Raw genomic sequence first — 23,344 nt, 5'->3', positions numbered from 1 at the left:
CGCTATGAAACTTCGCATGATCGGTATCTTGCTTGTTACAGCATTTTGTGGTTGTACAAGCATATCTCCTGAAGAGGAAACTCTGGCTACCGACGGTTTAATTATCCGTACGGGCACCTCTTTTGGTATGTGTGTGGGTTACTGCGTGAAAGAATATGTTTTGAACGGCACTTCTCTTTCATTGACGCAGAAAGAAAACCTGAATCCGCCCAAAAACCCCGCAAAAACCTGTCAGAAAACAATTAGCCAGGAAGACTGGTCGGCTATCAAAGCCGCTGCCAATTTTGAAAACTTCAGTAAGCAACCCGAACGCATTGGCTGCCCCGACTGCGCCGATGGTGGAGCTGAATATATAGAGCTGGAAGCGGACGGGCGTAAACACCGCGTTACGTTTGAACACAGTTCCACAATTCCAGGATCAGAATCGCTCGTAAATGCTTTACGGGCTCAACGAGAAGCATTTAACGAGTGTAATTAGTATAAACCAACTGGTGTAATGAGCTGATTTTACGACTGGCCATCGTCTTAATCTGCCTTTCAACCATCTTTAACAACAATACGATGAAAACGAACCCTTTTTCGCTTATAACGGCCAGCATCGCTGTTTTTTTGCTAACAGCTGTTAGCTGCAAAAATACTAACCTATCGCCCGATACGTCTGTACCCACTGGCGACTTGCGCGTATCGGCTCCATTTGCCAATCAGACCACGCAATTCGCTTTTGATCTGGCCAAACAGGTTAATACAAAAGAAGGGCCAGCAAAAAACGTCTTTATTTCGCCCCTAAGTCTTCATATAGCCCTGGGCATGATTCTGAATGGAGCCAATGGCCAAACTGCCCAGGAAATTCAAAAAACGCTGAAACTGGACGCTCAGACCGTGGCTGAAGCCAATCAGACGTATCAGAATCTGATGGAAAACCTGCCATCCGTCGATCCGAACGTAACGCTGACACTGGCCAATTCAGTCTGGTACCGGAATACGTTCAGCATTGCTACGTCCTTTCAGGATGTATTGAAAGAAACCTTCAAGGCTGAAATTTCGGCACAGAATTTTGATGATCCGGCAACGGTTGGCAAAATAAACAGCTGGGCAAGCGAGAAAACTAAAGGTCGGATACCCAAAGTGATCGATCAGATCGAGCCAGATAACGTACTGTTCTTACTCAATGCCCTGTATTTTAAAGGCGATTGGAAAACGCAGTTCAAACCTGAGCAAACGATTGACGCGCCGTTTAAACTGGCATCGGGCGGTGAAACATCGGTTCGCATGATGCGCCTGAACACAAAAGTTCGGCAAGCCTTCCGCCCAACATACTCGGCGTTCGAGCTGCCTTATGGCTCCGACAAGTTCGCCATGACCGTCTTGCTACCCGCAGAAACGTCGTCGGCCGATGCCTTGCTGACTAGTTTCAATAACGCTGAATGGAGCCAGTTGCAGAAAGATATGACCAACACCATGCTGGATTTCGGCTTACCGAAGTTTACGCTGGAGTATGAAGTGAAGCTCAACGACGTACTGACCACGATGGGTATGCCAACAGTCTTCACGGATCAGGCCGACCTGTCAAAAATGAACGACAAGGGGGGACTGAAACTAAGTTTCATCAAGCAAAATACGTTTGTTGCCGTTGACGAGAAAGGTACTGAGGCTGCAGCGGTTACAACCGGGGGCGTTTCTACTACGTCTGTCCCTATTCCTAAGCTTTGCGACCGGCCATTTGTGTTCGTTATTCACGAAAAAACGTCTGGAACTGTATTATTTGTAGGCAAAATCGCTGACCCAACGAAAACAAACTCATGAGAGTCTGGCTCATCTTAGCCCTTACGTTTCTGGCCTTTGGCTGTGAACGTACCGATTACCCAGCCTCTACTGATAGTCAGCAGGTGTTGGGTAACTGGCGACTAGTTGAGCCTACCTCGAAGTTCTCGACAACGCTGACCATTGAGGTAGATCAACCATCGGGCGGAACTATTTCGGGTATTTATTCGCTGAAACTTACAGGTAAGGCAGCTGTCAATACGTACATGGCAACAGCCCGACTGCTTAATTCAGAAACCGGAAGCCTGGATGTTGACTATGCTGGTTCGACGAAAATAGGCGGCTCTGTTGAGGAAATGCAGTTTGAAAAAACCTACTCTGCCAATCTGGATGCGGTTAATCGTTACGAAATAACCGACAAACTGAGACTTTATTACGAACATGCAGAGTCAGGCGTTTTAGTGTATGAAAAAATAAAGTAGATGCTCAATTATCGTGTCATAAGTCTTGCATTGCTGCTTTTTGCTCTGTTCGCCGGATGCGGAAAGCGGAACCGGGAGGTCGCGCCTGCTTTAGCCAACCTGATTGGAACCTGGCAATTAGCAGACTCTGATTCGAGCTATGCCGTAACACTAGAGTTTGCGTACGACGACCGAAATCCACCTATTGATATAACGCCCTTTCTGGCAAGTGGAAAATCGTCGGTAAATCAATATTCGGCCCGAATGTTTGCCACGATTGATGGTACGATGCAAATTAATGAGCTGGCGAACACGGAGATAGCGGGCACGTCAGCAGCCATGCAGTTTGAAGCAAACTATTTTGCCAAACTAAGAAGCGTTGTTCGATTTGAGGAAACCTCCTCGAATGAACTGCGTCTTTTTCATGGTGGCAGTACACCTGGCAGTCTGTTATTTAAAAAAAAATAGCTCAGTCATGAAACGCCTGCGAAGCCTTTTTTCTGCATTCGTTTTGACAGCCCTTGTATTTGGCTGTATCAAAGAGGAACCCGCTTGTGGCTGTGTATTTCCAGAATCACCGCTGAAGGGCGACTGGAAACTGGCTAAAATCACATACGGCCTCACACAGAAAACGGTAACTCCACAAGAAGCGGGTTATACGGAAACCATATCGTTTCTGGGCGATTATGGGAGTGGTAATTTTAAACTGGTTCGTAACGGTATTCCGGTTCAAACCAGTGAATTTTCTATCAATTTCCCGAATGGAGGCAATTCAGAGGGCATTATTTATTTCCGAATAGACACAACCCAGCAATCATTTCGGTTAGCCGACAACAAGCTGTTTTTAGCCGAGCGCACTCGGCAAAATGTTGTGATTGCCGATGGGTCAACATACGAATACAATCGGTAACGATTTTACTAGTACGTTAACTGTATACTGGTATCAGCGCAGTCAACAATTCATTGTACTTTTTGTGTAAGACCAAATTGCCCGGCCGTAGTAAAGACAGCCGGGCAATTTTATTTCATTCATTTCCAACGCTTTCGTCAGGCACAGGGTCTTGATTACCAAAACCTCAACTCCTGAGCCTATGAAATCAACTTGTTTACTTCTTCTGATTATGTCCCTCACGTTCATATTTACCGGCTGTACGGATAAATGTGAGGAGACACGCACCTTTAAGCGCTTTACGCCTGTTACATTAACACTTCAACAAGTACGGGAAGGCGTACGGGTAGAAGAGGCCCGCGAGCTTCAAAATCCTGGTAAAATCTATACAAAAGACGGCTATCTCTTTATCAACGAGATCAAGGAAGGCATCCATCTGTTCGACAATAAAAACCCATCCTCGCCAACACCCGTTGCATTTTTACGGATTCCCGGCAACGGAGATATGGCTGTTCGAAACAACATTCTCTACGCGGATAGCTATATGGATCTGGTCGCATTCGATATCAGTGATCCCGTACATCCTCGCGAAGTAGGCCGTGTTCAATCCATCTTTCCGAGAGGACAATTTGACGGTGGATCATGGGTGGTAAATCCGCAAACCGTTATGCTCAGCGATCAGCGCGTAGACTACGTAACAGAAACCGTCAAAACTGATTGCGAAACAGCTGGCCAATGGTCAGGCTGCCCAAACTGCGTATTTTTTGATGCTAATGTAAGTTTTAACGCGGCAAGCGCACCAACACCCAACACAAATGGCATGGCTGGTTCGATGGCCCGATTCGCGCTTTACGACAACTTTCTGTATACGGTTAGTCAATCAGATATGCAGCTGTTCGACATTCGCAATGCCGCTAATCCTGTTCCCAGAAGTCGTATTAGCATGGGTTGGGGAATTGAAACCATTTTCCCCTACAAAGACAAACTGTTTATTGGCTCCCAGACAGGTATGCATATCTACGATAATGCGAACCCCGAGAGTCCGGTTCAGCTATCGACTTTTCAGCACGCCCGCGTTTGCGATCCAGTGGTTGTACACGACAATATTGCCTACGTAACGCTCCGTAATGGCACCCAATGCGGTGGGTTTATCAATCAACTCGATGTGATTGACGTTAGCAGCTTAACCAATCCACGCCTGTTGAAAAGCTACCCTATGGAGAATCCGCACGGGCTTGGCGTCGATTTCCCGAACCTGTTCATTTGCGAGGGCACTCACGGCCTTAAAACCTTTAATGCCAGCTCTGCTCTCGACATTAAGCAATTGGAGCACCTGAAGGGTATGAACGCTTACGACGTGATTGCGTTGAATAAAACACTGCTCATGGTTGGGCGGGATGGTCTTTACCAGTTCGATTACTCCAATCCAGCGCAGCTACGCCAACTCAGTAAAATACCGGTTAATCGTCCCTACTAGAGTCATGAAACAACTATTACTGGTGCTGGCTATCTTATATGTTCTTCCGGTTCAGGCGCAACAGGAACGATTTAAGCCTGTTTTCACCAATATGACAGAACTGGGGGCTTCGTTTGGTCAGGTACGATACGGCAATCCATTTTCTGAGTCGGTCGCCCGACGGGTCAACCTAACAGCGCAGACATTCAATGGCGTTCAGGTAAGTCAACGGTTAGCAATTGGCGGAACCATCGGCGTTGATATGTATAACACGGCTTTACTCATACCACTTTGCGCCGGTATGCGCTACGATCTGGCTCGACCCGGCCAAAAAAACCTCCGTGTTTTTACCAGTCTCGACACCGGCTGGGGGTTTGCCTGGTTACAGGAAGACCCAACGGGTTATAAAACAACTGGAGGCTGGGTTATTGCTCCGGGCATTGGGTTTCGAACAGGAAAGACAAGCAATGCCAACTTTATCATGTCGCTCAGTTACAAACGCCAGGAGGCCGAAGCCGATAAGCCACTATTCTGGAATGAACTGGCTAAACATGAAACACGAGTCTATAACCGGATGCTTATACGACTAGGCGTTAGTTTTTAAAGATGACCAAATGAAAATTCCCCGTCTTACTTATACGCAAAGTAAAACGGCTTAACAATTCACGAATTTGTTCAGTTAAGATACTGGTTTCCTCTTAATCGAAATCAGTATAACAGCATAGTAATGAAAGCTGTGCTTTCATTCTCCTTATAGGCCCAGAAAATATTTTTCAGCACTTGCAACCATGAGAGCTGTTTTTTGTGTCCTATAAGTGAAATAGCTCTTCGGAGATTATAAATAATAGAATTAGGCAACAATTAGTATGGAAGCAGGCTACTGGCAATCGAATCAACGTAATAACTGGGAGGTATTTTCTGGACAGGAAGCGTTAGGTGATTCTGAAAAGGAAGCAGAGGAGTCGGCTTTACTTATTTTTTCGAATAGAGTTCAATTAACTAGCAGTATTAAAAACGTTATGAGAAAAATGGCCATGATTGTCGTTGGCGTAACACTTTTCGTAGCCGGTTATCAGCAAATTCATCGTCAGAATGAATATGCGACAGCCAAAGCTACGGCTCCCGCCCCCGGCTATACAACAACATCCACTTCAGTTCCCGATAATATTAAACAAACCGTAGCTTTCCGATTGGTGAAAGCCTCTTAGTTTGTCTAGAAATAAAAAATCCCGCTGATTATCAGCGGGATTTTTTATTTCTAAGCTATTCAGATTACGCCATTGCAAACTTACTGGCATTACGTTTCCGCTCATTCTCATCAAGGAAAATCTTACGAATACGTAGTGCTTTAGGCGTTACTTCCAGGTACTCATCTTTCTGAATGTATTCCATACATTCTTCCAGTGAGAACGTGATTTTTGGCGCAATCTTCACGTTATTATCCGAGCCAGAAGCCCGCATGTTCGTTAATTGTTTCGCCGTTTGTACGTTTACTACGATGTCGTTCTGACGATTGTGTTCGCCAATTACCTGACCCGTATAAATCTCATCACCAGGCTCAATAAAGAACGAGCCACGATCCTGCAGTTTATCAATCGAATAAGCTGTAGCAGTACCGCTAGTCATCGAAATCAGCGAACCGTTGATCCGCTCAGGAATCTGGCCCTTAAATGGCTGATATTCCTTGAAACGGTGGCTCATAACAGCCTCACCGAACGTAGCAGTTAGTACGTTCGAGCGCAGACCGATCAGACCACGTGATGGAATTTCGAACTCAAGGTGCTGAAGATCGCCTTTAGGCTCCATAATCAGTAGTTCACCTTTCCGTTGGGTTGCCAATTCAATTACTTTACCAGCCGTTTCTTCCGGTACGTCAACAACGAGCGTTTCGATTGGCTCCAGTTTATGGCCGTTTTCGTCTTCTTTATAAAGTACTTGTGGCTGACCAACTTGCAGTTCATAGCCTTCCCGACGCATCGTTTCAATCAAAACCGACAAGTGAAGAATACCACGACCATACACCAGGAAGCGGTCTTCGCTATCTGTATTTTCAACACGTAACGCCAGGTTTTTCTCGATCTCCTTGTAAAGGCGATCGCGCAGGTGGCGCGACGTAACGAATTTACCTTCTTTACCGAAGAAAGGCGAGTTGTTGATCGTGAACAACATGTTCATCGTTGGCTCGTCTACCGAAATCCGAGCAATAGCTTCAGGATTATCATAATCGGTTAACGTATCGCCAATCTCGAAATCCTCCAGACCCGTTACGGCACAGATGTCACCGCAGAGTACTTCAGTCACTTTCTGTTTACCAAGACCTTCGAACGAGTGTAGTTCTTTGATTTTCACCCGTTTCACAGAACCATCCGACTTAACAAGGCCCATATTGGCCCCTTCTTTCAGCGTACCACGATGAACACGACCAATAGCAATCCGGCCAACGAAAGCCGAATAGTCAAGTGACGTGATCTGCAACTGTGGCAGCCCTTCATTCATTGGCGGAGCTGGAATAGTTTCAACAATCGTATCCAGCAGATACGTAATATTGTCAGTTGGCTTCTGCCAATCGGGGCCCATCCAGCCTTGTTTCGACGAACCGTAGACCGTTGGGAAATCCAGCTGATCTTCGGTTGCCCCGAGGTTGAACATCAAATCAAAAACCTGCTCATGCACTTCCTCAGGACGGCAGTTTTCTTTGTCGACCTTATTAACGATAACAATCGGTTTCAGCCCCAATTGCAATGCTTTGCTCAATACAAAGCGTGTTTGCGGCATTGGCCCTTCAAACGCATCGACTAATAGACAAACGCCATCAGCCATTTTCAGTACGCGCTCAACCTCCCCACCGAAGTCACTGTGGCCCGGTGTATCGATGATATTGATTTTTACATCTTTGTAACGAACCGATACGTTCTTAGAAACGATGGTAATACCCCGCTCCCGTTCCAGATCGTTGTTGTCCAAAATCAGGTCGCCGAATTCCTGATTGTCTCTAAAGAGTTTGGACGCGTGAATAATCTTGTCAACCAGCGTCGTTTTACCGTGGTCAACGTGTGCTATAATAGCTATGTTGCGAATTGATTGCATACAGTTTTAAACTGTGATTCTTTTGATTGCTCTGATGAACTATGATTTACTCGAATCAGCGTAATCATACAATCACACAAATCACAGTTCAGACAGTCAATTTTTCCGCAAAGATACAGAATTTTACGCTGAAACACAGAATTTTACAACTAATAAAACGAAAAAAGGCCCAGAAAAGGGCCTAGCTCTGCTATAAATACAATTTCTTAACGATTGCTTAATGATTAGGACAACCGCAAGGGTTCTTTTTCCGAAATAAACCAGTATTAAACAACCCACCCCGACGAGGTTTATACCCTTTTCGCTTACGACCGATAACTGTGGTTTCTGCTGTGCTTTTGGTTTCAGAAGCCATCGTTTCAAGAGGTACCTCAAGCAGTAGGAGGGACGCTGCGGCCAGTAAGAATAATTTCGTCTTTTTCATTGTCTCAACCTGTTTCGTCCATAACGAATTTTTGGGGTCGTTAGTCACAATACTAGTTAAAAATCTATTATTTAATTGATTATGAACGATACATCTAATTTTCTCTTCGTTTATGGTACGCTACGTCCAGGTTTTGATAATGCATTCGCTCAATCTCTCCGTCAACAAGCCCGCTACGTAGGTGAAGGACGTTTTCCGGGGCTTCTGTATGATTTAGGTAATTATCCAGGTGCTGTTTATCAGGCAGGTAGTGCTACTGCCGTGGTAGGCTCCCTATATGACCTTGGCCAAAATCAGGAAGCCGTTCTACGTTATCTTGACGTCTACGAAGGTGTTGGGAATGAATTCGATCCACCAACTGAATATATAAGAATAATAATTCCTGTTACGTCAGATAGCGATGGACAGACCAATACTGTTTCCTGCTGGGCCTATGTCTACAACCATTCTGTTGTGAATAAGCCAATTATTCGGTCGGGGGATTATAGGTTGTTTCTTCAGAACCGGGATTACACAGATTAGGGGATTAAGGTGATTTTGTTTTTCGCTTCGTTGAAGCGCTTTTCTTAAGCAAAATCACCTTAATCCCCTAATCTGTGTAATCCCGGTTCTGAATCCTACCTTGGTCCGCGACTACGGCTTCCTCCTCGATAGCCGTTATTATAGCCACTACGTGCATTCGGACTATTATAACGAGGAGACGAATAATAACGCGGGCGAACTACCTGAGGTCTTACCACAACCGGTGGGCGATAATAAGGCCGATAATAGCCGCCGTATGGGCGATAACCGTACCCGTATCCATAATAAGGCCGGGGGGCATAACCTACTCCTGTGCTCACATAAGAAGGACCACAGCTTGCCATCAGAACGACTAATAAAACAGCCGTCAATCCAGGCAAAAGTTTTATCGTTTTCATGATTTTTATTCGCTGTTTATTTATTGAACCACCATTTTACGCTTTAGTTTAAAAATCGTCATTGCAGCTTTATAAGCTACCCATCCAATCAAAATGCGTTTATTTATTAACTATGACGGCTACTCAAACGCACTTAACCATTCGGTTTTTAACGATTTGTAGGTTAGACAAATAACTCTTTGCTACGTTTAACCGACATGGTTAAAGTTTTATTAAAAAGCCCAGCACTCACTAATGAGGCTGGGCTTTTTAAACGTCGGTAGTACGTTTCTCTAGGCCTTGAGCTTCTCTTTCAAATAGTTTAGAGACAGTTTATACGCATCAGCCGTAGCCTCTTTGTTATAAACCGGATTGCTGGGATTAGCGAAGCCGTGGCCAGCATCGTACATTTTCACGGTTATTTTCTTGTTTGCCTTTTGCATATTCTCTTCGAATGTCTTCACTGTTTCGGGAGAAATGCCTTTATCCTGGCTACCAAAAATACCCAGTACGTCGGTATTCAGCGTTTTTAGCTTGTCTACGTCCTGCACGGGCCGACCGTAGTACATTACGCATCCTTTGGCCTGCTTTCCTTCCAATAGAGCCGATTTTAGGGAAAGCATACCGCCAAAACACCAGCCTATGCTGGCAAATTCAGCTTTCGGACCAGCGTAAGCAATCGCTCCTTTTTGAATGCTTTCCAGCCGGGTTTCGCTAGCTGACTGCATCAATTTTCCAGCTTCGGCGGGTTCAGTAGCTACTTTGCCATCATACATATCGACGGCCATTACGTTAACATCTTTTAAATCGTTGTAATACGACTCAGCTTCCTTTTTGATGTTATCGTTCAAACCCCACCATTCCTGATAAACCAGCAGCCATTTGTTGGATGGTTTCTTCGCTTTCAGAAAAAAAGCATTTGCCGATTGGCCATCCGGCGTTGAGAATTTGATCATTTCACCCGCACCTGTATAGACAAAAGGGAGAGGAGCAGGGTGTAGCCGCTGAAAAGCAGGATCAGCTGCCATCGCCGACATATCGTTGCCAGCTGTGTGGCAGACAGGAATTTTTGTTTCTTCCTGCTCGGGCAAGAACCAGGAGAATAACGACATAAAGAAAGAAATACCGGTAATGAAAACGATTTTCATGAGCAATTGATGATTTTGATTGATCGTTTAAAAACAATAAGTAACAAAGCGATTAGTTAACATGCAAAAAGGGTAAACTGTCTGCAATTCGCATACAATTTACCCTTTTTTACTACGTAGCGAATTAAGCCTTTACTAACTCAAAAATGGTAATTTCTGGTAGGATACCCACTCGCCCAGGATAACCAATATAGCCATAACCCCGATTTACATACAGCCGCTGATCACCTTCCTGGTAGAGGCCAGCCCATTGCTTGTAAAAATATTGTGCCGGGCTCCACCTGACATCACCCAGATCGACGCCAAACTGCGCGCCATGTGTGTGGCCACTAAACTGAACGTCAATAGCTGAATACTTTGGCCGAACTTCCGCATCCCAATGCGTAGGATCGTGTGATAGAAGCAGTTTAACCGGATAATCTTCGGCTCCCTGATAGGCTTTAGCCAGATTACCCATACGTAGTGCCGCCGGTCCAAAACCAAGGTTTTGCACACCGATCAGAGCAATTTTATCGCCGTTCTGCTCCAGGATCTTATTCTCATCCAGCATTATGTTCCAGCCCATCTGTTTGTGAGCTGCCACTACGTTCAGTACGTTCTGACGTTCGGCCTGTGCGCTCGGCCACTGGACGTATTTGCCGTAATCGTGGTTGCCAAGGGTTGAATAAACCCCCAGTGGCGCTTTCACTTTGTCGAAAATATTGATAAATTCGTTAGCTTCTTCGGCGTGGCTATTGACCAGATCGCCCGTAAAAAAGACGATATCCGGTTTTTGATCCAGCAGCATCTGCACCCCGCCTTTTACTGCCACTTTATTAAAAAAACTACCCGTATGAATGTCCGAAATCTGGGCAATGGTCATTCCGTGGAATCCCGACGGCAAATTTTTCAACGGCAGTTTGATCCGGCGAACGCGGTAATCGTGGGCACCCGATAAAATACCCCAGGTAAAACCCACCAGTGGCACGGTTCCAACCACCAGCGCCGTTTTCATCAGAAAATCAGAGCGGGAAATTGCATCGTTTGGTATAGTACCAGTAGATGTGATAGTCTCATTCGATTTTTCGATGACCGCTTCACGAACTTCTGGTTTGTAGAACAGCGATACGATCCAGCGAAAAAATCGTCCGAGATCATCAATGAAAATAATCAGAACGGCAAAAACCTTGGAGAAATAAGGAATAGCAATGCTAGCCCACAAAAAGGTACGCGTGTTTTTTCCGAACGAATCGGGCGGCATGTACTGAAGCGCTACGTAGAGCAGGAGGGAAGCCACCGTAATACCCCAAAAAACGATAGCAATGATACGCTGGGTACTTTCAGATGTCGAACGGCTCAGGGTTTTAACAGCCTGCCAGACATACCAGTCAATCAGCAGCATAATAGCTGGCAGGACAAACAAGAAGGCGGTACGGTTCATATAGTTTTTTAATCGATGTATGACAACATGGCCGTCACAACAATAGTTTAAAAAGCAGCGAAACAGCACAGAATCACTACCATTCGGCATATTCTGTGCTGTTTCGCTGCTTTTTAACCCACTAGACTAACTCTTCTTCCAGCTGTTTTTTCTGTTCCAGGGCGGGGTCTTTCTTACCAAACCATTTCATCCGGATACGTTCGTTTATCCAGTACATACAGGGCACAATCACGAGCGTAAGAACAGTCGAGAAGGTTAGACCAAAAATGATGGTCCAGGCCAGAATATTCCAGAAAACAGAGCTATCGCCACCGATGATTACATGCGGTTTGAAATCACGGAACAGACCAACGAAATCAACCGTAATCCCGAATGCCAGCGGAATAAGACCCAGTACAGCGGCCGACGCAGTTAACAATACCGGCGTTAGCCGAATACCACCCGCTTCGATAATGGCTTCGCGAAGTGGAACGCCACGACCGCGTAATTCTTCAATAAACTCAATCAGCAGAATCCCGTTTTTGACGACAATACCGGCCAGCGCGATAATACCCACGCCCGACATAATCACCGAAAAATCCTTATTGAAGATCACGAAACCGAGTAGTACCCCAATCAGCGAGAATAGGATCGTAACGAAAATGATCAGTGGTTTCACGACCGAGTTGAACTGAGTAGCCATAATCAGATAAATCAGCAACAGCGCTATTAAAAAGGCCGATCCCAAAAAACTCATGGCTTCCTGCTGATCTTCCTGCTCACCGCCCATCTTGACCGTATAGCCGTTCGGTACGTCCACTTCTTTAATAACCTCCTGAATCTGAGCCACAATTTCGTTGGCGTTGTAGCCCGGCACTACGTCGGAACTTAACGTAACGATACGTTCCTGATTCTTCCGATTGATCTGGCTGAACGTAGTCGAATAACTGATGTTTGCTATGGACGTAATAGGAACCTGACGTAGTTGTCCGCCCATCACCATATCACGATACACAACATTCAGGCTCAATAATCGATCGATCTGACTACGGTCGTCCTGTTTCAGACGTACCATAATCGGATATTCGTCTTTTGCGTCGCGGAACTTCGAGACCTCCAGACCAAACAAAGCCGTCCGGATAGCCATAGCTACCTGCCCCGACGAAATACCTTCGCGCTCAGCCTTATCGCGATCGATATCAACCACAATCTCGGGCTTATTGGTAATCAGATCGGATTTTAACTGATCAATTCCCTGGATACCTGCCTGTGCAATTTTCTGCTGCACCACCTTTTCGAGCTTTTTCAACTGATCGAATTCTTCACCAGCAATCTCGATAGCAATTGGTTTACCCGTTGGTGGACCATTAGACTCCCGCTCTACCGAAATTTCGCTGCCCGGCAAGCCCGTCATGGCCCGACGAACTTTACTCAAGATCGAATCGGTCGAAATGCCGTGCCGTTCTTCATTGGGTTTGAAGGCAATGGTCACTTTCGATTTTTGCGGAGTATCAGAACGATCGGGATTCATAGGATCGCCCGCGTTTTTACCTACGTTCGAGATCACAGAGTTGACAATATCGGTTGCCTTACTATCATCCAGCACCTTGAACACGCGCTTCTCGATCACCTTCGTCACCGAGTCCGTTACACGGGCATCGGTACCAACCGGCATTACGTTGTAGATATATACGTAGTCTGGTTCGCCACTCGGGAAGAACAGTACTTGCGGTTTGGCGATTCCGGTAATAATAAACGTCAGAATCAGCAAACCAAAGGCGGCTACAATAGCCAATACAGGGCGCCAGCCGTGCAATATCCAGGAAATCAACTTCCGGTAGCCATTCTTCAGCTTAGGTAACAGGTTCTCCTGGAAAGGAACAATCAGTTTCGGCGTCAGTACGTAGTGATTGAACGTATACAGGATGATAAAAAGCACAAACAGGTTACCGATACCGCGATCGATTACATAGCCAATGCCCGCTAAAACGGTCATGATTATCAACGGCCGCTTGATGGCTTCAAAGGTTTGCTTGTCTTCGTGGTGGTCATCTTCATGCCGCTTCATGAACGTAACGGCAAAGACAGGGTTGATTACATAAGCCACAAACAACGAAGCAAACAGCGTCAGAATCAGCGTCAACGGCAGGAATTTCATAAATTCCCCAACAATGCCCGGCCAGAACAGAAGCGGGAAGAAAGGCGCAATAGTGGTCAACGTACCGGACAATACCGGAGCGAATACCTCACCAGCAGCCGCTTTTACGGCCTGTTTGATATCCCAATCCTTGTTCTCGTTGAAAAGGCGGTGAGAGTTTTCAATCACAACAATAGCATCGTCGACAACCAGCCCCAAACCAAGTAGAAAGGCAAAGAGCACCATTGTATTCAACGTAAAGGCGGCTCCAACCACTGGCCCAACAACCGGCATCAGGACAAACGCAACCAGTGCCGACAGCGGTACCGACAAGCCGACGAAAATGGCATCCCGAACACCCATGAAGAACATCAGGACCAATACCACAAAGATGAATCCCAATACAACGGTATTGATCAGGTCGTTTACCTCTTCGCGGGTGCGCTCCGACTGATCGGCTGTAATTTTAATATCCAGTCCTTGCGGAAAACGCGTCTCCTTATATTCCTCGATGGTTAACTCAATTCGGTCAGCAGCCGAAATCAAGTTAGCCCCAGCCCGTTTGATAACGTTCAACGTAACAACGGACTTGTTGTTCAAACGGGCAAAATCTTGCTGTTCTTCGAAGTTATCCCTTACTTCCGCAATATCACCCAGCCGTACTGTAGCACCCGTTGCGGTACGTATCTGTAAGTTCTGGAGCTGTGATACATCGGTAAACTCACCTTTCACACGGACTGTCCGACGCACACCATCAACGTTCAGATCACCGCCCGATACGTTGATGTTTTCGCCCTGAATCGCTTGCTGAATATCGGTAAAGGCCAGCCCGGCAGACTGCATCCGTGGTAGATCGACGTTGATCTGAATTTCACGCTCCAGCGCCCCAACAATATCGACACGACGGATTTCGGGCATACCTTCAATTACATCCTGCAAATCTTCGGCATACTCTTTCAGCTGTTTCAGCGAGAAATTTCCGGCCATGTTGATGTTCATGATCGGCATTTCCGAAATATCAACATCCTGCGCCGTAGGACCCGCATCCAGTTTTTGAGGAAGATCAGGCTTCGCTTTATCAATAGCGTCCCGAACGCGTTGCAAGGCTTCGGCCGACTCAACATCGGGGTTAAATTCGACCAGAATAACCGATACGTCCTGCAACGCATTCGATTTGATACGCTTAACGCCAGAGATCGACTTTAGCTGTTTCTCAATCTGCTTGTTAATGGTATTCTCAATATCGGCCGGAGCCGTACCGACGTATACCGTATTGATATATACCTGCGGTATTTTGATGTCGGGAAATTGCTCCTTGGGCAGATTGTTATACACAAACAACCCACCAATAGTGATCAGGAAGGTGAATATGTAAATCGCCGTTCGGTTTTCTACACACCAGTTGGTGAATCCGAGGGTTTTATAGCTTTCAAATTTCATCTGAAAATGAGTTTTCGATTGTCAGTTAGAAACTGATCGGTTGTCCATCCGTTAAATCCTGATAGCCAGCCGTAACGATCTGATCGCCCGACTGTAACCCTTGCGTCACCTCAATTTGTCCACCGTAGGCCTGTCCGGTCTTGATCGTTTTTGCTTTGGCTATCTTCTTGCCGCCTTCATTGACAGCCACATAAACCAGCTTCCCATTTTCGGTATCCTGAATCAGATTTTCATTAATAACAATGGCTTTTGCCTGCGTCTGATCATTGATTTTTACGCGAGCCAGCATATTGGGCTTCAATGCCTTATCGGATGGCAGTGGCGCTTCGATCGTGAATGTCCGACTCAACGGATCAACGGTTGTAGCCACGAACGAAATGGTCGAATTCAGCCTCCGATTAATATCAGGAAACTCAACCGTTATGGCATCGCCTTTCCGTACACTGCCCGAGTAGCTATCCGATACTTTCGCGACTACTTTCAGTTGCGACAGATTGACAACCCGAACCAGACCCACACCCGGCATTGCCGACTGCCCCACCTTAACGTGTACCTGATCAACAACTCCCGAAATCGGCGCTGTTACGGTCGATTGGCCCAGTTGCGTATTCAGCGTCGATAACCGGCGTTCGAGCGATTCCTTATTATTTTTCGCCTGTAAATACTGAATCTCGGTGCCGATCTGCTGTTTCCACAATGCTTCCTGCTTTTCAAATACTGTATTAGCCAGCGAGAGCTGCGTTTTCACCTCTGAAATCGATTCACGTAACAGTTGATCATCCACTTTTGCAATAGCCTGACCCGCCCGCACCTGATCGCCTTCTCTGACGTAAACGGCCGTTATGACACCACCCGATTTAGGCGATACCTCTACATTATTTTTAGCATCGATCGTACCCTGTAACTCCACAAAATGCCGGAACGTAGTGGCTGATACAGGGCTTACCGTTACGTCTTTTATACGTGTGTTTTCGGCTTTTTTAGGGTCTAGCTTTGTCAGTTCACTTTCCAGTGCTTTGATCTTGGTATTCAGTTCGGTTTGCTGCGATTTTAACTGAGCGAGTTCGTCGCGTTTGCTTTGCAGATCCGATTTATTTTCCTGTGAGCAGGCTGACAGGAGGCTCACAAGGGCAATAGCGTAATATGGTTTCATGTCAACTAATTGATTTTAAAAGGTCTTATCCATGCTGCTCGGTATGTAGTCGAACAGCGAGAACTTTGAATGTTAATTGCCTATGTAGAGCCGCCCTAATGCGCGATCCTGATCAACTTTCGCGATTAAGAAATCGTACAGAGAAGCGAAATAATTGGTTTGTGCCTCGCGGAGGGAAGCTTCAGCATTCTGGATTTCAATACTGGACCCGACACCTTCTTTATATTTTACTCGAGCCACCCGAACAATTTCCTGTGCCAGATCGCGGTTGCGTTGCTGAGTTTCCAGGGTTTGTAAACCGTTATTCAACGTAATACTCGACTGTCGGATTTGAAGATCGATGGAGTTACGTAGCAGCTCACCACTATTTTGTGCTTTTTGCAACGTAATACGCTTCTGATCAATCTGGTAGCGTTTCTGAAACCCATCGAAAATGGGGATTTGTAAACTTAGGCCAATGGTTCCAAAATTGAGCCAGGGCTGTGTCACAAGGTGGCTAAAGTTATTACGGCCCGTATTATAACCGTAGTTAGCAAATGCGGCCAGAGACGGATAATAACCTTTCTGCGTCAGCTCAATATCCTGTTCCGCCATTCTGATCTGTGTTTCCAGCGTCGAATACTCAATCCGGCTTTGGTAGCGAAAGGTAGGATCTGGTGAAATCAATGGACGTAAATCATCAACAGCCCGGTCCTGCAGTTGTTCTGCCAACGAGATTTCGTCATTCACGCCCAAACCCATCTGAAACTTGAGTAGCTGATAACTCAACTCAATTAGGTTCTGAACGTTCTGGCGTTCGGCACGCAGATTATTTACCTGCACTTCCAGTCGCTGAATGTCGAGCTTTTCAACAAATCCCTGCTGATTAAGGGCCTTTGTCTCCGTAAAGAGCGTATCGAGCCGCCCAATGTTGTAATCGAGCAATTTAGCTCGTTCTACGGCCACCAGCACACCATAATATGCCTTGGCAACCTGTTCGGCTACGGTAACTTTTGTTGCCTGTAAATTCCGCTGAGCAAGCTCACGATACGTAGCAGCCGCCCGTAATCCGACATTCAGGCTGGGACTATAGATTACCTGATTCAGGCTTACCGTAGCATTCGCTGAATAACTAACCCCAAACGGTAACGCCACCGATACATCAGAGGGTGCACTTGGATCAAACGTACTGGCTGGTAAAAAAGCTTTCTGAATGATTACGTTATCGGTCAGCGAAGCATTGGCGGCAATCTGAGGCAAAGCCGACGATTTAACTTCTTTTATCCGTGCGTCAGCGCTTAAAGCATCAAGCTTGCTGTTACGTATACTGACATTTTTTTCAATGGCAAAATCAATTGCCTGTTGTAGTGTAAAGGATTGTCCATTCGATTGTTGGTTTGACGATTTGAGGCCGGTTACTGCGGGTCCCAGACCCGAATTAAACGTTGAAATAACAGTAGGCTGAAGGTTTACAGGCCCTGAAGCTGGGTTCAAAGCAGGAGCAGCACCCGCAGTAGTACCAGGCTGACCCGGTACAGCCACTCCCGTGCCAGGCGTTACGCCCGGCTGAGCGACCACTGCGCCCGTACCGGCCGGTTGCTGAGCGCCGGGTTGCTGGCCGCTGGCCGCTGCACCGGTGGGCTGCTGGCCAACTGAAGGCTGAGCGGAGACTTGTGCTGTCACTTCAAACCAGCTTGTCGACAGACAGAGCGCAGCAATCAGAAGTCGACTACTTCTTTTCATAGACAGATTGGTTGTACTCATTTTTAGTATTAACATGTTCATTGTAAATGGTGAAGCCTTTCTCGGTTAATAAGCCCCGAACAAAGTGATGCATCAATTCGCGCTGTATTTCCAGCATGCTATATTCATTGGTAGGGAAGATGTCGCAATTAAAGGCAAGTTCAATCTGTTCGACCCTCAAACGAGCCATAATGCTTGGATTAACATCTGAACGATATAAGCCTAGAGAAACACCATTTTGTATATTTTCAAGAATAGACTGAACTATAAACTGTTCTTTATATTGCCGGAAAAGCAAATACGCTTTTGGGTAATATCGTCTGATATCAATTAGAAAGTTAGGATTGACCTGATCTGCCTGCTTTTGTATCATTGTCATTACAGACAGGATCTCTTCAATTGGATTAGCCATCTTGGCGGGCATACAATCCATTTCTGATTGATTTTTAACCATTTTATCGAGCATTACCTGATACAGAATTTCTTCTTTATCGGTGAAATGCTGATAGATTGTTTTCTTTGAGATGCCAAGCTGTTTGGCGATGTCTTCCATCGTTACGGATCGAACTCCATACTTCCAAAATAGTCGTTCTGTCTCCGCCAGGATTCGTTCTTTCATCAATAAAAAATAGAACTTTTACGGACTGAACTTTGGAAACTCAAAGATAGTTCAGAGTTTCCGGCTTATTTCCAGATATGTGACGAACGGCCAAAATAAAGGAGTGAACTACCTCAACAAGCCGACGAATTTGATGGTTGCAGAGCATCATATGAACAAACTCTGGATTAGCCAGACAGGAAGAAAGCCAATGTGAGTTTTTGTCGAAAATACTACTCGCCCGTCTGGAAAAAACGAACGTCAGCCTGTACGTTATTCAGTAATTCTTTTGTGCGCTCGGGCCGGGCATCCGTAATAAAAAGCTGTCCAAAAGCGCCTTCATCCATTAGCTGGATGAGTTTACTGATACGTCGATCATCGAGCTTATCGAAAATATCATCAAGCAATAAGATGGGTTTAATTCCTTTTTCGGCCTGAAGCTGCTCAAACTGGGCCAGCTTTAGCGCAATGACGAATGTTTTCTGCTGCCCCTGAGAACCAAATTTTTTCAGCGGCACCGATTCACCAGCGTGTCCGGCAATCATGAAGCCATAATCATCTTTATGAATCCCCATCGTAGTACGTTGCAGAACCGTGTCGCGCCGACGGAAATGCCTGAACTCATCGGCAAAGTTTGGATTCCCAACTTCCGACTCATAAACAATGGTAACGGCTTCCCGATCTTCACTCAAATAGGCGTAGTGCCGACGAAAACCCGGCAAAAAGTCCTCAACAAACTGCTGGCGACGGTCATGGATTTTTTGCCCAAGGTCCAGCAGCGGTTCATCATACGTATCGAGCAAGTCGTTGTCGACCTGATTTCGTTCCGCAAAAAGTTTTAACAAACTGTTACGTTGCTTCAATACCTGCTGGTACATCAGGTAGTTGCGAAGATAGTCAGCATCCAGCTGCGAAAGCACGCCATCAAAAAACTGGCGACGATCTTCGCTATGGTCCCGTACCAGGTCGGTATCGTTTGGGGCAACCATAACCACCGGAAAGCGGCCAATATGTTCGCTGATACGTTCGTAGGGCTTTTTATCCGCCATCAACACCTTACGCTGGCCACGTTGCAGGCTGATGGTTATCTGAACGTTTCTATTCTCTTCCGCAAAAATTCCGTCAATGATGAAATAGTCCGCATCGTGCAGAATACTTAACGCGTCCTGACTTTGGAAGGCACTTTTACTGAGAGCCAGAAAATAAACCGCATCCAGCAGATTGGTTTTACCACTTCCGTTGGGCCCCACAATCACATTTACCTGCCGCCCAAAGGCAAACCGGACATCTTCATAGTTCTTAAAATTGGTCAGGCTCAGCTTTTCCAGGTGCATAGGTGTAGTGCATAACGCTATATTGCGTAATTTCGCGGCTGTTAATTGCTTACTTCATCTAGTGACCCAGTAAGCTAATTGATATTGGCAACAAAGATACGGTCGGTTTGTTAGGTAAACAGGACCTCTGTTGGTCGCCAGAAGCGATTGCTGACTTTTATTGAACTTATTCCCTCATGGCAAGCGTCAAAGAGAAATCCGAGCGGTCAACCGCCAAACAGAACGGTAAGGCTCCGGCAGCTGCAAAAACGCAGCACCCTAAAGAGCGGTATATGTACTGGTACGAATCGATGCAGCTACAACGCAAATTCGAAGAAAAAGCCGGTCAGCTCTATGGTCAACAGAAAATTCGGGGTTTCTGCCATCTTTATATCGGTCAGGAAGCCGGTTCGTCAGGGTCGTACACTGCTTTGACGAAAGATGATAAATGGATCACAGCTTACCGTGACCACGGTATTCCACTCGCCCTTGGTTCTGATCCTAATGCCGTAATGGCGGAGTTATTTGCCAAGCAAACTGGCTCCTCTAAAGGTAAAGGTGGATCGATGCACATTTTCGACAAATCGGTCAACTTCATGGGAGGTCACGGCATTGTAGGCGCTCAGATTCCTATGGGGGCTGGTATTGCCTTTGCCGAGAAATACAACAAGACAGGTAACCTCTGTATCTGTTTCATGGGTGACGGTGCCGTTCGTCAGGGTGCTTTCCACGAAGCGTTCAACATGGCCATGCTTTGGAAACTACCAGTTATTTTCGTCGTTGAAAATAATGGCTATGCCATGGGTACTTCGGTAGAACGGACCTCGAACGTAACGGATCTGTACACGCTGGCCGAAGCGTACGATATGCCTTCCGAACCAGTTGACGCCATGAATGTGGAAGCGGTTCACGAAGCTGTCAGCCGGGCCGCTGAACGCGCTCGTGCCGATGAAGGTCCATCTTTCCTTGAATTCCGTACGTATCGTTACCGTGGACACTCTATGTCTGATCCTCAGAAATATCGGTCTAAGGATGAGGTAGAAGAATACAAACGTCGTGATCCGATTGAGTTCGTTAAGGCTCGCATTTTAGAACTCGGACACGCAACCGAAGAGGATTTAGCCGCTATCGATCAGAAGATTAAAGGCATTGTTGACGAGTCTGTTAAGTTTGCCGATGAATCGCCTTTCCCAGATCCATCAGAAGCTTATAAAGATGTGTACATGCAACAAGACTATCCTTTCCTAATGGAATAAGAGTAACGTTTTGCCATACATTGTTCAAAAAAAGAGTCCAGGTCTAAAAATCTGGACTCTTTTTTTGAACGTTTTTTAATCATCAAATGTATATACATTAAATGTAACGACATTTAAATAGTAAAAATAAGATTCTCACCCATTTAACTCTTTTTAGAATAATGGAAACGCTCATAAATGGCCTTCATCACGTAACTACCCTGGCTGGTGATACACAAAAAAATGTTGATTATTATACCGACATTTTAGGCCTAAGACTGGTTAAGAAAACGGTTAATTTCGATGCTCCCGATATTTATCACCTCTACTATGGTAATGAAACGGGTGCCCCAGGTACTATTCTGACGTTTTTCCCATATGGAGATTTACCCAGAGGTCGAAAAGGAGCTGGCCAGTTAACCTATACAGCGTTCTCAGTGCCCATTGCCTCACTTAGCTACTGGATGGATCGTCTGCACGAACGTCATATTCCTTATGCAGGTCCATACAAACGTTTTTCAGAGACTTATTTACGCTTTGAAGACTTCGATGGTATGGGTATAGAATTGGTTTTCAACAATGACGACCAACGGCCTGGCTGGGATAATGGCCGAATTCCTGCTGACTATGCCGTCCGTGGTTTTCATACCGTTACGTTAAACGAATCGAACCCAGACCGAACCATCAAACTCCTAACCGAAAACATGCAACATACGTTAGTAGGCGAGGAGGAAGGGCGGTTCAGGTTCCAGGCTGGACAGGGCGGTTCGGGCAACTTTGTCGACGTATTGCATTCGCCTAAAGATGTTCGGGCACTGCAAGGAGCAGGCTCGGTACACCACGTAGCGTTTTCAACCGATTCGGACGAAAGTCAGTTAATCATTCAGGAGCAGTTGCTATCGGCTGGCTATCACGTAACGCCTGTTCAGGATCGTAATTACTTCAATAGTATTTACTTCCGTGAACCCGGTGGTATTTTGTTTGAAATAGCAACCAATCCTCCAGGATTTTCGGTCGATGAACCCGTTTCTGAGTTAGGTACAACGTTGAAACTACCCGCTCAATACGAAGCTCGTCGAGCCAAACTGGAGGCCGAATTACCGCAGATTGTACTTAACTAGTCAAGCGTTTCAGGGTTCATGGTTTATTACTTTCAAGAGAAGAACAGTAAACCATGAACCACAAACATAAAACCAAGATGATTCACAACCCGAATAATATCAGAACTGCTGGCAAACCGCTGGAAGAAGCCTCTAAAGTGATGGTGATGGTTCACGGACGCGGTGGATCAGCACAAGATATTTTGTCTTTGTCGAATTACATAAACGATAAGGATTTTGCTTTCGTAGCGCCGGAAGCGCATAACAATACGTGGTATCCTTACTCATTTCTGCGGCCAATGCAGGAAAATGAGCCCTATTTATCATCGGCCTTGGAGGTATTGGAAAGCTTACGAGGCCGTTTACAGTCCGATTTTAATTTTAAGCCGACACAAATTTATTGGCTGGGGTTTTCGCAGGGGGCCTGTTTGATGCTTGAGTTTATAGCTCGTCATGCTACCGAATATGGTGGCGTTTTCGGGCTAAGTGGTGGCCTGATTGGCCCACCTGATACACCAAGAGCGTACGAAGGTATTCTTGACAAAACACCTGTTTTTTTAGGCTGTAGCGATCACGATACGCACGTTCCGAAAGAGCGCGTTCTGGAGTCGGAACAGGTATTTAAAAAGATGGGGGCGGACGTAACAACTAAATTGTACCCAAATTTTCCGCATTCAATCAACGAAGATGAGCTAAACATTGTTAATTTGCTGATAGCTGGTAGTAAATGACCCGGCTAACACTTAACAGCAATGCCTATGAGCCAGTATATGGTTGAATTCGATCTACCGGCTGTTATGGATGAAGGCTTCACAAACCGGATTCCGGCCCAACGGCTCAAAGTAGATGAATTGATGGAAAAGGGGTTTCTTCTATCTTATTCTCTTTCAGTGGATCGGCAAAAACTCTGGTGTATTTTCAAAGCCGATTCGGAGCTTGAAGTTATGGAATCAATCTCGGAATTTCCGCTTATTAAATACATGACACCGATGATTACGGAGTTAATGTTTCATAATATGGTTGCGGCCAGAATTCCTCTGTTTTCTCTCAATTAGAAACAAATCAGCCCTCTTTCGTGGAGGGCTTTTTTGTAGGCCACTGCTTTTTCTCCATTTTTGAGCC

The 23,344-nt window shown here is 45.8% G+C and carries 23 protein-coding genes; 13 read left to right on the top strand and 10 right to left on the bottom strand.

What is annotated here, in order from left to right:
* Nucleotides 1-4 precede the first annotated feature (4 nt).
* The 8 genes from GK108_RS00165 to GK108_RS00130 all read left to right on the top strand — a co-directional run bounded on the left by GK108_RS00165 (nt 5) and on the right by GK108_RS00130 (nt 5,775).
* Complete coding sequence (locus GK108_RS00165; protein WP_163940985.1) at nt 5-478, top strand: hypothetical protein; 474 nt, start codon at nt 5-7, stop codon at nt 476-478.
* Nucleotides 479-561: 83 nt separating this feature from the next.
* Complete coding sequence (locus GK108_RS00160; RefSeq protein ID WP_163940982.1) at nt 562-1,803, top strand: serpin family protein; 1,242 nt, start codon at nt 562-564, stop codon at nt 1,801-1,803.
* Nucleotides 1,800-2,243 carry an META domain-containing protein gene (locus tag GK108_RS00155; protein WP_163940979.1) on the top strand — a complete coding sequence of 148 codons (444 nt, stop codon included), beginning with the start codon at nt 1,800-1,802 and terminating at the stop codon, nt 2,241-2,243. Before GK108_RS00160 ends, GK108_RS00155 begins: the two co-directional genes overlap by 4 nt.
* Nucleotides 2,244-2,690, top strand: coding sequence for an META domain-containing protein (locus GK108_RS00150; protein WP_163940977.1), 447 nt, complete (start codon nt 2,244-2,246; stop codon nt 2,688-2,690).
* Nucleotides 2,691-2,697: 7 nt separating this feature from the next.
* On the top strand, nt 2,698-3,132 hold the full coding sequence (locus GK108_RS00145; protein WP_163940974.1) for a hypothetical protein: 435 nt from the start codon (nt 2,698-2,700) through the stop codon (nt 3,130-3,132).
* Nucleotides 3,133-3,313: 181 nt separating this feature from the next.
* Complete coding sequence (locus GK108_RS00140) at nt 3,314-4,588, top strand: LVIVD repeat-containing protein (protein WP_163940971.1); 1,275 nt, start codon at nt 3,314-3,316, stop codon at nt 4,586-4,588.
* 4 nt (nt 4,589-4,592) lie between these two features.
* Nucleotides 4,593-5,171 carry a hypothetical protein gene (locus GK108_RS00135; protein WP_163940969.1) on the top strand — a complete coding sequence of 193 codons (579 nt, stop codon included), beginning with the start codon at nt 4,593-4,595 and terminating at the stop codon, nt 5,169-5,171.
* A 262-nt stretch (nt 5,172-5,433) separates the two neighbouring features.
* Entirely contained in the window at nt 5,434-5,775 is a 342-nt protein-coding gene (locus GK108_RS00130; protein ID WP_163940967.1) for a hypothetical protein, read from the top strand.
* Between the two features lie 64 nt (nt 5,776-5,839).
* Here the strand turns inward: GK108_RS00130 and typA are convergent, their stop codons facing one another.
* Nucleotides 5,840-7,654, bottom strand: a complete 1,815-nt coding sequence (typA, locus tag GK108_RS00125) for a translational GTPase TypA (protein ID WP_163940965.1) — start codon at nt 7,652-7,654, stop codon at nt 5,840-5,842.
* Between the two features lie 217 nt (nt 7,655-7,871).
* Nucleotides 7,872-8,078: a hypothetical protein gene (locus tag GK108_RS00120; protein ID WP_163940963.1), complete on the bottom strand. Its 207-nt coding sequence runs from the start codon at nt 8,076-8,078 to the stop codon at nt 7,872-7,874.
* An 81-nt stretch (nt 8,079-8,159) separates the two neighbouring features.
* On the opposite strand from GK108_RS00120, the gene GK108_RS00115 reads away from it, so the two are divergent.
* Nucleotides 8,160-8,600, top strand: coding sequence for a gamma-glutamylcyclotransferase family protein (locus GK108_RS00115; protein ID WP_163940961.1), 441 nt, complete (start codon nt 8,160-8,162; stop codon nt 8,598-8,600).
* A gap of 95 nt (nt 8,601-8,695) precedes the next feature.
* On the opposite strand, the gene GK108_RS00110 is transcribed toward GK108_RS00115, so the two are convergent.
* From GK108_RS00110 to recF, 8 genes are all read right to left on the bottom strand, one after another.
* Nucleotides 8,696-8,998 (bottom strand): hypothetical protein, encoded by a 303-nt coding sequence (locus GK108_RS00110; RefSeq protein WP_163940900.1) that lies wholly within the window; start codon nt 8,996-8,998, stop codon nt 8,696-8,698.
* A gap of 272 nt (nt 8,999-9,270) precedes the next feature.
* Nucleotides 9,271-10,125 (bottom strand): dienelactone hydrolase family protein, encoded by an 855-nt coding sequence (locus GK108_RS00105; protein WP_163940959.1) that lies wholly within the window; start codon nt 10,123-10,125, stop codon nt 9,271-9,273.
* Between the two features lie 124 nt (nt 10,126-10,249).
* Entirely contained in the window at nt 10,250-11,545 is a 1,296-nt protein-coding gene (locus tag GK108_RS00100) for a metallophosphoesterase (RefSeq protein ID WP_163940958.1), read from the bottom strand.
* A 121-nt stretch (nt 11,546-11,666) separates the two neighbouring features.
* Nucleotides 11,667-15,101 carry an efflux RND transporter permease subunit gene (locus GK108_RS00095; RefSeq protein WP_163940955.1) on the bottom strand — a complete coding sequence of 1,145 codons (3,435 nt, stop codon included), beginning with the start codon at nt 15,099-15,101 and terminating at the stop codon, nt 11,667-11,669.
* 25 nt (nt 15,102-15,126) lie between these two features.
* Nucleotides 15,127-16,254: an efflux RND transporter periplasmic adaptor subunit gene (locus GK108_RS00090; protein ID WP_163940952.1), complete on the bottom strand. Its 1,128-nt coding sequence runs from the start codon at nt 16,252-16,254 to the stop codon at nt 15,127-15,129.
* 72 nt (nt 16,255-16,326) lie between these two features.
* Nucleotides 16,327-17,976, bottom strand: a complete 1,650-nt coding sequence (locus tag GK108_RS00085) for a TolC family protein (RefSeq protein ID WP_163940949.1) — start codon at nt 17,974-17,976, stop codon at nt 16,327-16,329.
* Nucleotides 17,963-18,595 (bottom strand): TetR/AcrR family transcriptional regulator, encoded by a 633-nt coding sequence (locus GK108_RS00080; RefSeq protein WP_163940946.1) that lies wholly within the window; start codon nt 18,593-18,595, stop codon nt 17,963-17,965. The genes GK108_RS00085 and GK108_RS00080 overlap by 14 nt, the downstream gene beginning before the upstream one ends.
* A gap of 212 nt (nt 18,596-18,807) precedes the next feature.
* A complete protein-coding gene (gene recF, locus GK108_RS00075; RefSeq protein ID WP_163940943.1) occupies nt 18,808-19,908 on the bottom strand; it encodes a DNA replication/repair protein RecF in 1,101 nt (366 codons plus the stop codon).
* A 176-nt stretch (nt 19,909-20,084) separates the two neighbouring features.
* On the opposite strand from recF, the gene pdhA reads away from it, so the two are divergent.
* The 4 genes from pdhA (at nt 20,085) to GK108_RS00055 (ending at nt 23,277) form a co-directional block, all read left to right on the top strand.
* Nucleotides 20,085-21,143 carry a pyruvate dehydrogenase (acetyl-transferring) E1 component subunit alpha gene (gene pdhA / locus GK108_RS00070; RefSeq protein WP_163940940.1) on the top strand — a complete coding sequence of 353 codons (1,059 nt, stop codon included), beginning with the start codon at nt 20,085-20,087 and terminating at the stop codon, nt 21,141-21,143.
* Nucleotides 21,144-21,304: 161 nt separating this feature from the next.
* Complete coding sequence (locus GK108_RS00065; RefSeq protein WP_163940938.1) at nt 21,305-22,243, top strand: ring-cleaving dioxygenase; 939 nt, start codon at nt 21,305-21,307, stop codon at nt 22,241-22,243.
* A gap of 77 nt (nt 22,244-22,320) precedes the next feature.
* The gene (locus tag GK108_RS00060; protein ID WP_163943688.1) at nt 22,321-22,953 is read left to right on the top strand and encodes an alpha/beta hydrolase; all 633 of its coding nucleotides are present in this window, start codon (nt 22,321-22,323) and stop codon (nt 22,951-22,953) included.
* A 27-nt stretch (nt 22,954-22,980) separates the two neighbouring features.
* Nucleotides 22,981-23,277 (top strand): muconolactone Delta-isomerase family protein, encoded by a 297-nt coding sequence (locus GK108_RS00055; protein WP_163940935.1) that lies wholly within the window; start codon nt 22,981-22,983, stop codon nt 23,275-23,277.
* Nucleotides 23,278-23,344: the final 67 nt, after the last annotated feature.

It is taken from the genome of Spirosoma terrae, assembly GCF_010435915.1.
GTDB classification, from domain to species: domain Bacteria; phylum Bacteroidota; class Bacteroidia; order Cytophagales; family Spirosomataceae; genus Spirosoma; species Spirosoma terrae.
This window is presented reverse-complemented; position numbering and strand designations above follow the sequence as displayed.

Bases quoted from the DNA above. Each gene is read 5' to 3' on its own strand.
- GK108_RS00165 (WP_163940985.1), top strand. From the start codon at position 5: ATGAAACTTCGCATGATCGGTATCTTGCTTGTTACAGCATTTTGTGGT.
- GK108_RS00160 (WP_163940982.1), top strand. From the start codon at position 562: ATGAAAACGAACCCTTTTTCGCTTATAACGGCCAGCATCGCTGTTTTT.
- GK108_RS00155 (WP_163940979.1), top strand. From the start codon at position 1,800: ATGAGAGTCTGGCTCATCTTAGCCCTTACGTTTCTGGCCTTTGGCTGT.
- GK108_RS00150 (WP_163940977.1), top strand. From the start codon at position 2,244: ATGCTCAATTATCGTGTCATAAGTCTTGCATTGCTGCTTTTTGCTCTG.
- GK108_RS00145 (WP_163940974.1), top strand. From the start codon at position 2,698: ATGAAACGCCTGCGAAGCCTTTTTTCTGCATTCGTTTTGACAGCCCTT.
- GK108_RS00140 (WP_163940971.1), top strand. From the start codon at position 3,314: ATGAAATCAACTTGTTTACTTCTTCTGATTATGTCCCTCACGTTCATA.
- GK108_RS00135 (WP_163940969.1), top strand. From the start codon at position 4,593: ATGAAACAACTATTACTGGTGCTGGCTATCTTATATGTTCTTCCGGTT.
- GK108_RS00130 (WP_163940967.1), top strand. From the start codon at position 5,434: ATGGAAGCAGGCTACTGGCAATCGAATCAACGTAATAACTGGGAGGTA.
- typA (WP_163940965.1), bottom strand. From the start codon at position 7,654: ATGCAATCAATTCGCAACATAGCTATTATAGCACACGTTGACCACGGT.
- GK108_RS00120 (WP_163940963.1), bottom strand. From the start codon at position 8,078: ATGAAAAAGACGAAATTATTCTTACTGGCCGCAGCGTCCCTCCTACTG.
- GK108_RS00115 (WP_163940961.1), top strand. From the start codon at position 8,160: ATGAACGATACATCTAATTTTCTCTTCGTTTATGGTACGCTACGTCCA.
- GK108_RS00110 (WP_163940900.1), bottom strand. From the start codon at position 8,998: ATGAAAACGATAAAACTTTTGCCTGGATTGACGGCTGTTTTATTAGTC.
- GK108_RS00105 (WP_163940959.1), bottom strand. From the start codon at position 10,125: ATGAAAATCGTTTTCATTACCGGTATTTCTTTCTTTATGTCGTTATTC.
- GK108_RS00100 (WP_163940958.1), bottom strand. From the start codon at position 11,545: ATGAACCGTACCGCCTTCTTGTTTGTCCTGCCAGCTATTATGCTGCTG.
- GK108_RS00095 (WP_163940955.1), bottom strand. From the start codon at position 15,101: ATGAAATTTGAAAGCTATAAAACCCTCGGATTCACCAACTGGTGTGTA.
- GK108_RS00090 (WP_163940952.1), bottom strand. From the start codon at position 16,254: ATGAAACCATATTACGCTATTGCCCTTGTGAGCCTCCTGTCAGCCTGC.
- GK108_RS00085 (WP_163940949.1), bottom strand. From the start codon at position 17,976: ATGAAAAGAAGTAGTCGACTTCTGATTGCTGCGCTCTGTCTGTCGACA.
- GK108_RS00080 (WP_163940946.1), bottom strand. From the start codon at position 18,595: ATGAAAGAACGAATCCTGGCGGAGACAGAACGACTATTTTGGAAGTAT.
- recF (WP_163940943.1), bottom strand. From the start codon at position 19,908: ATGCACCTGGAAAAGCTGAGCCTGACCAATTTTAAGAACTATGAAGAT.
- pdhA (WP_163940940.1), top strand. From the start codon at position 20,085: ATGGCAAGCGTCAAAGAGAAATCCGAGCGGTCAACCGCCAAACAGAAC.
- GK108_RS00065 (WP_163940938.1), top strand. From the start codon at position 21,305: ATGGAAACGCTCATAAATGGCCTTCATCACGTAACTACCCTGGCTGGT.
- GK108_RS00060 (WP_163943688.1), top strand. From the start codon at position 22,321: ATGATTCACAACCCGAATAATATCAGAACTGCTGGCAAACCGCTGGAA.
- GK108_RS00055 (WP_163940935.1), top strand. From the start codon at position 22,981: ATGAGCCAGTATATGGTTGAATTCGATCTACCGGCTGTTATGGATGAA.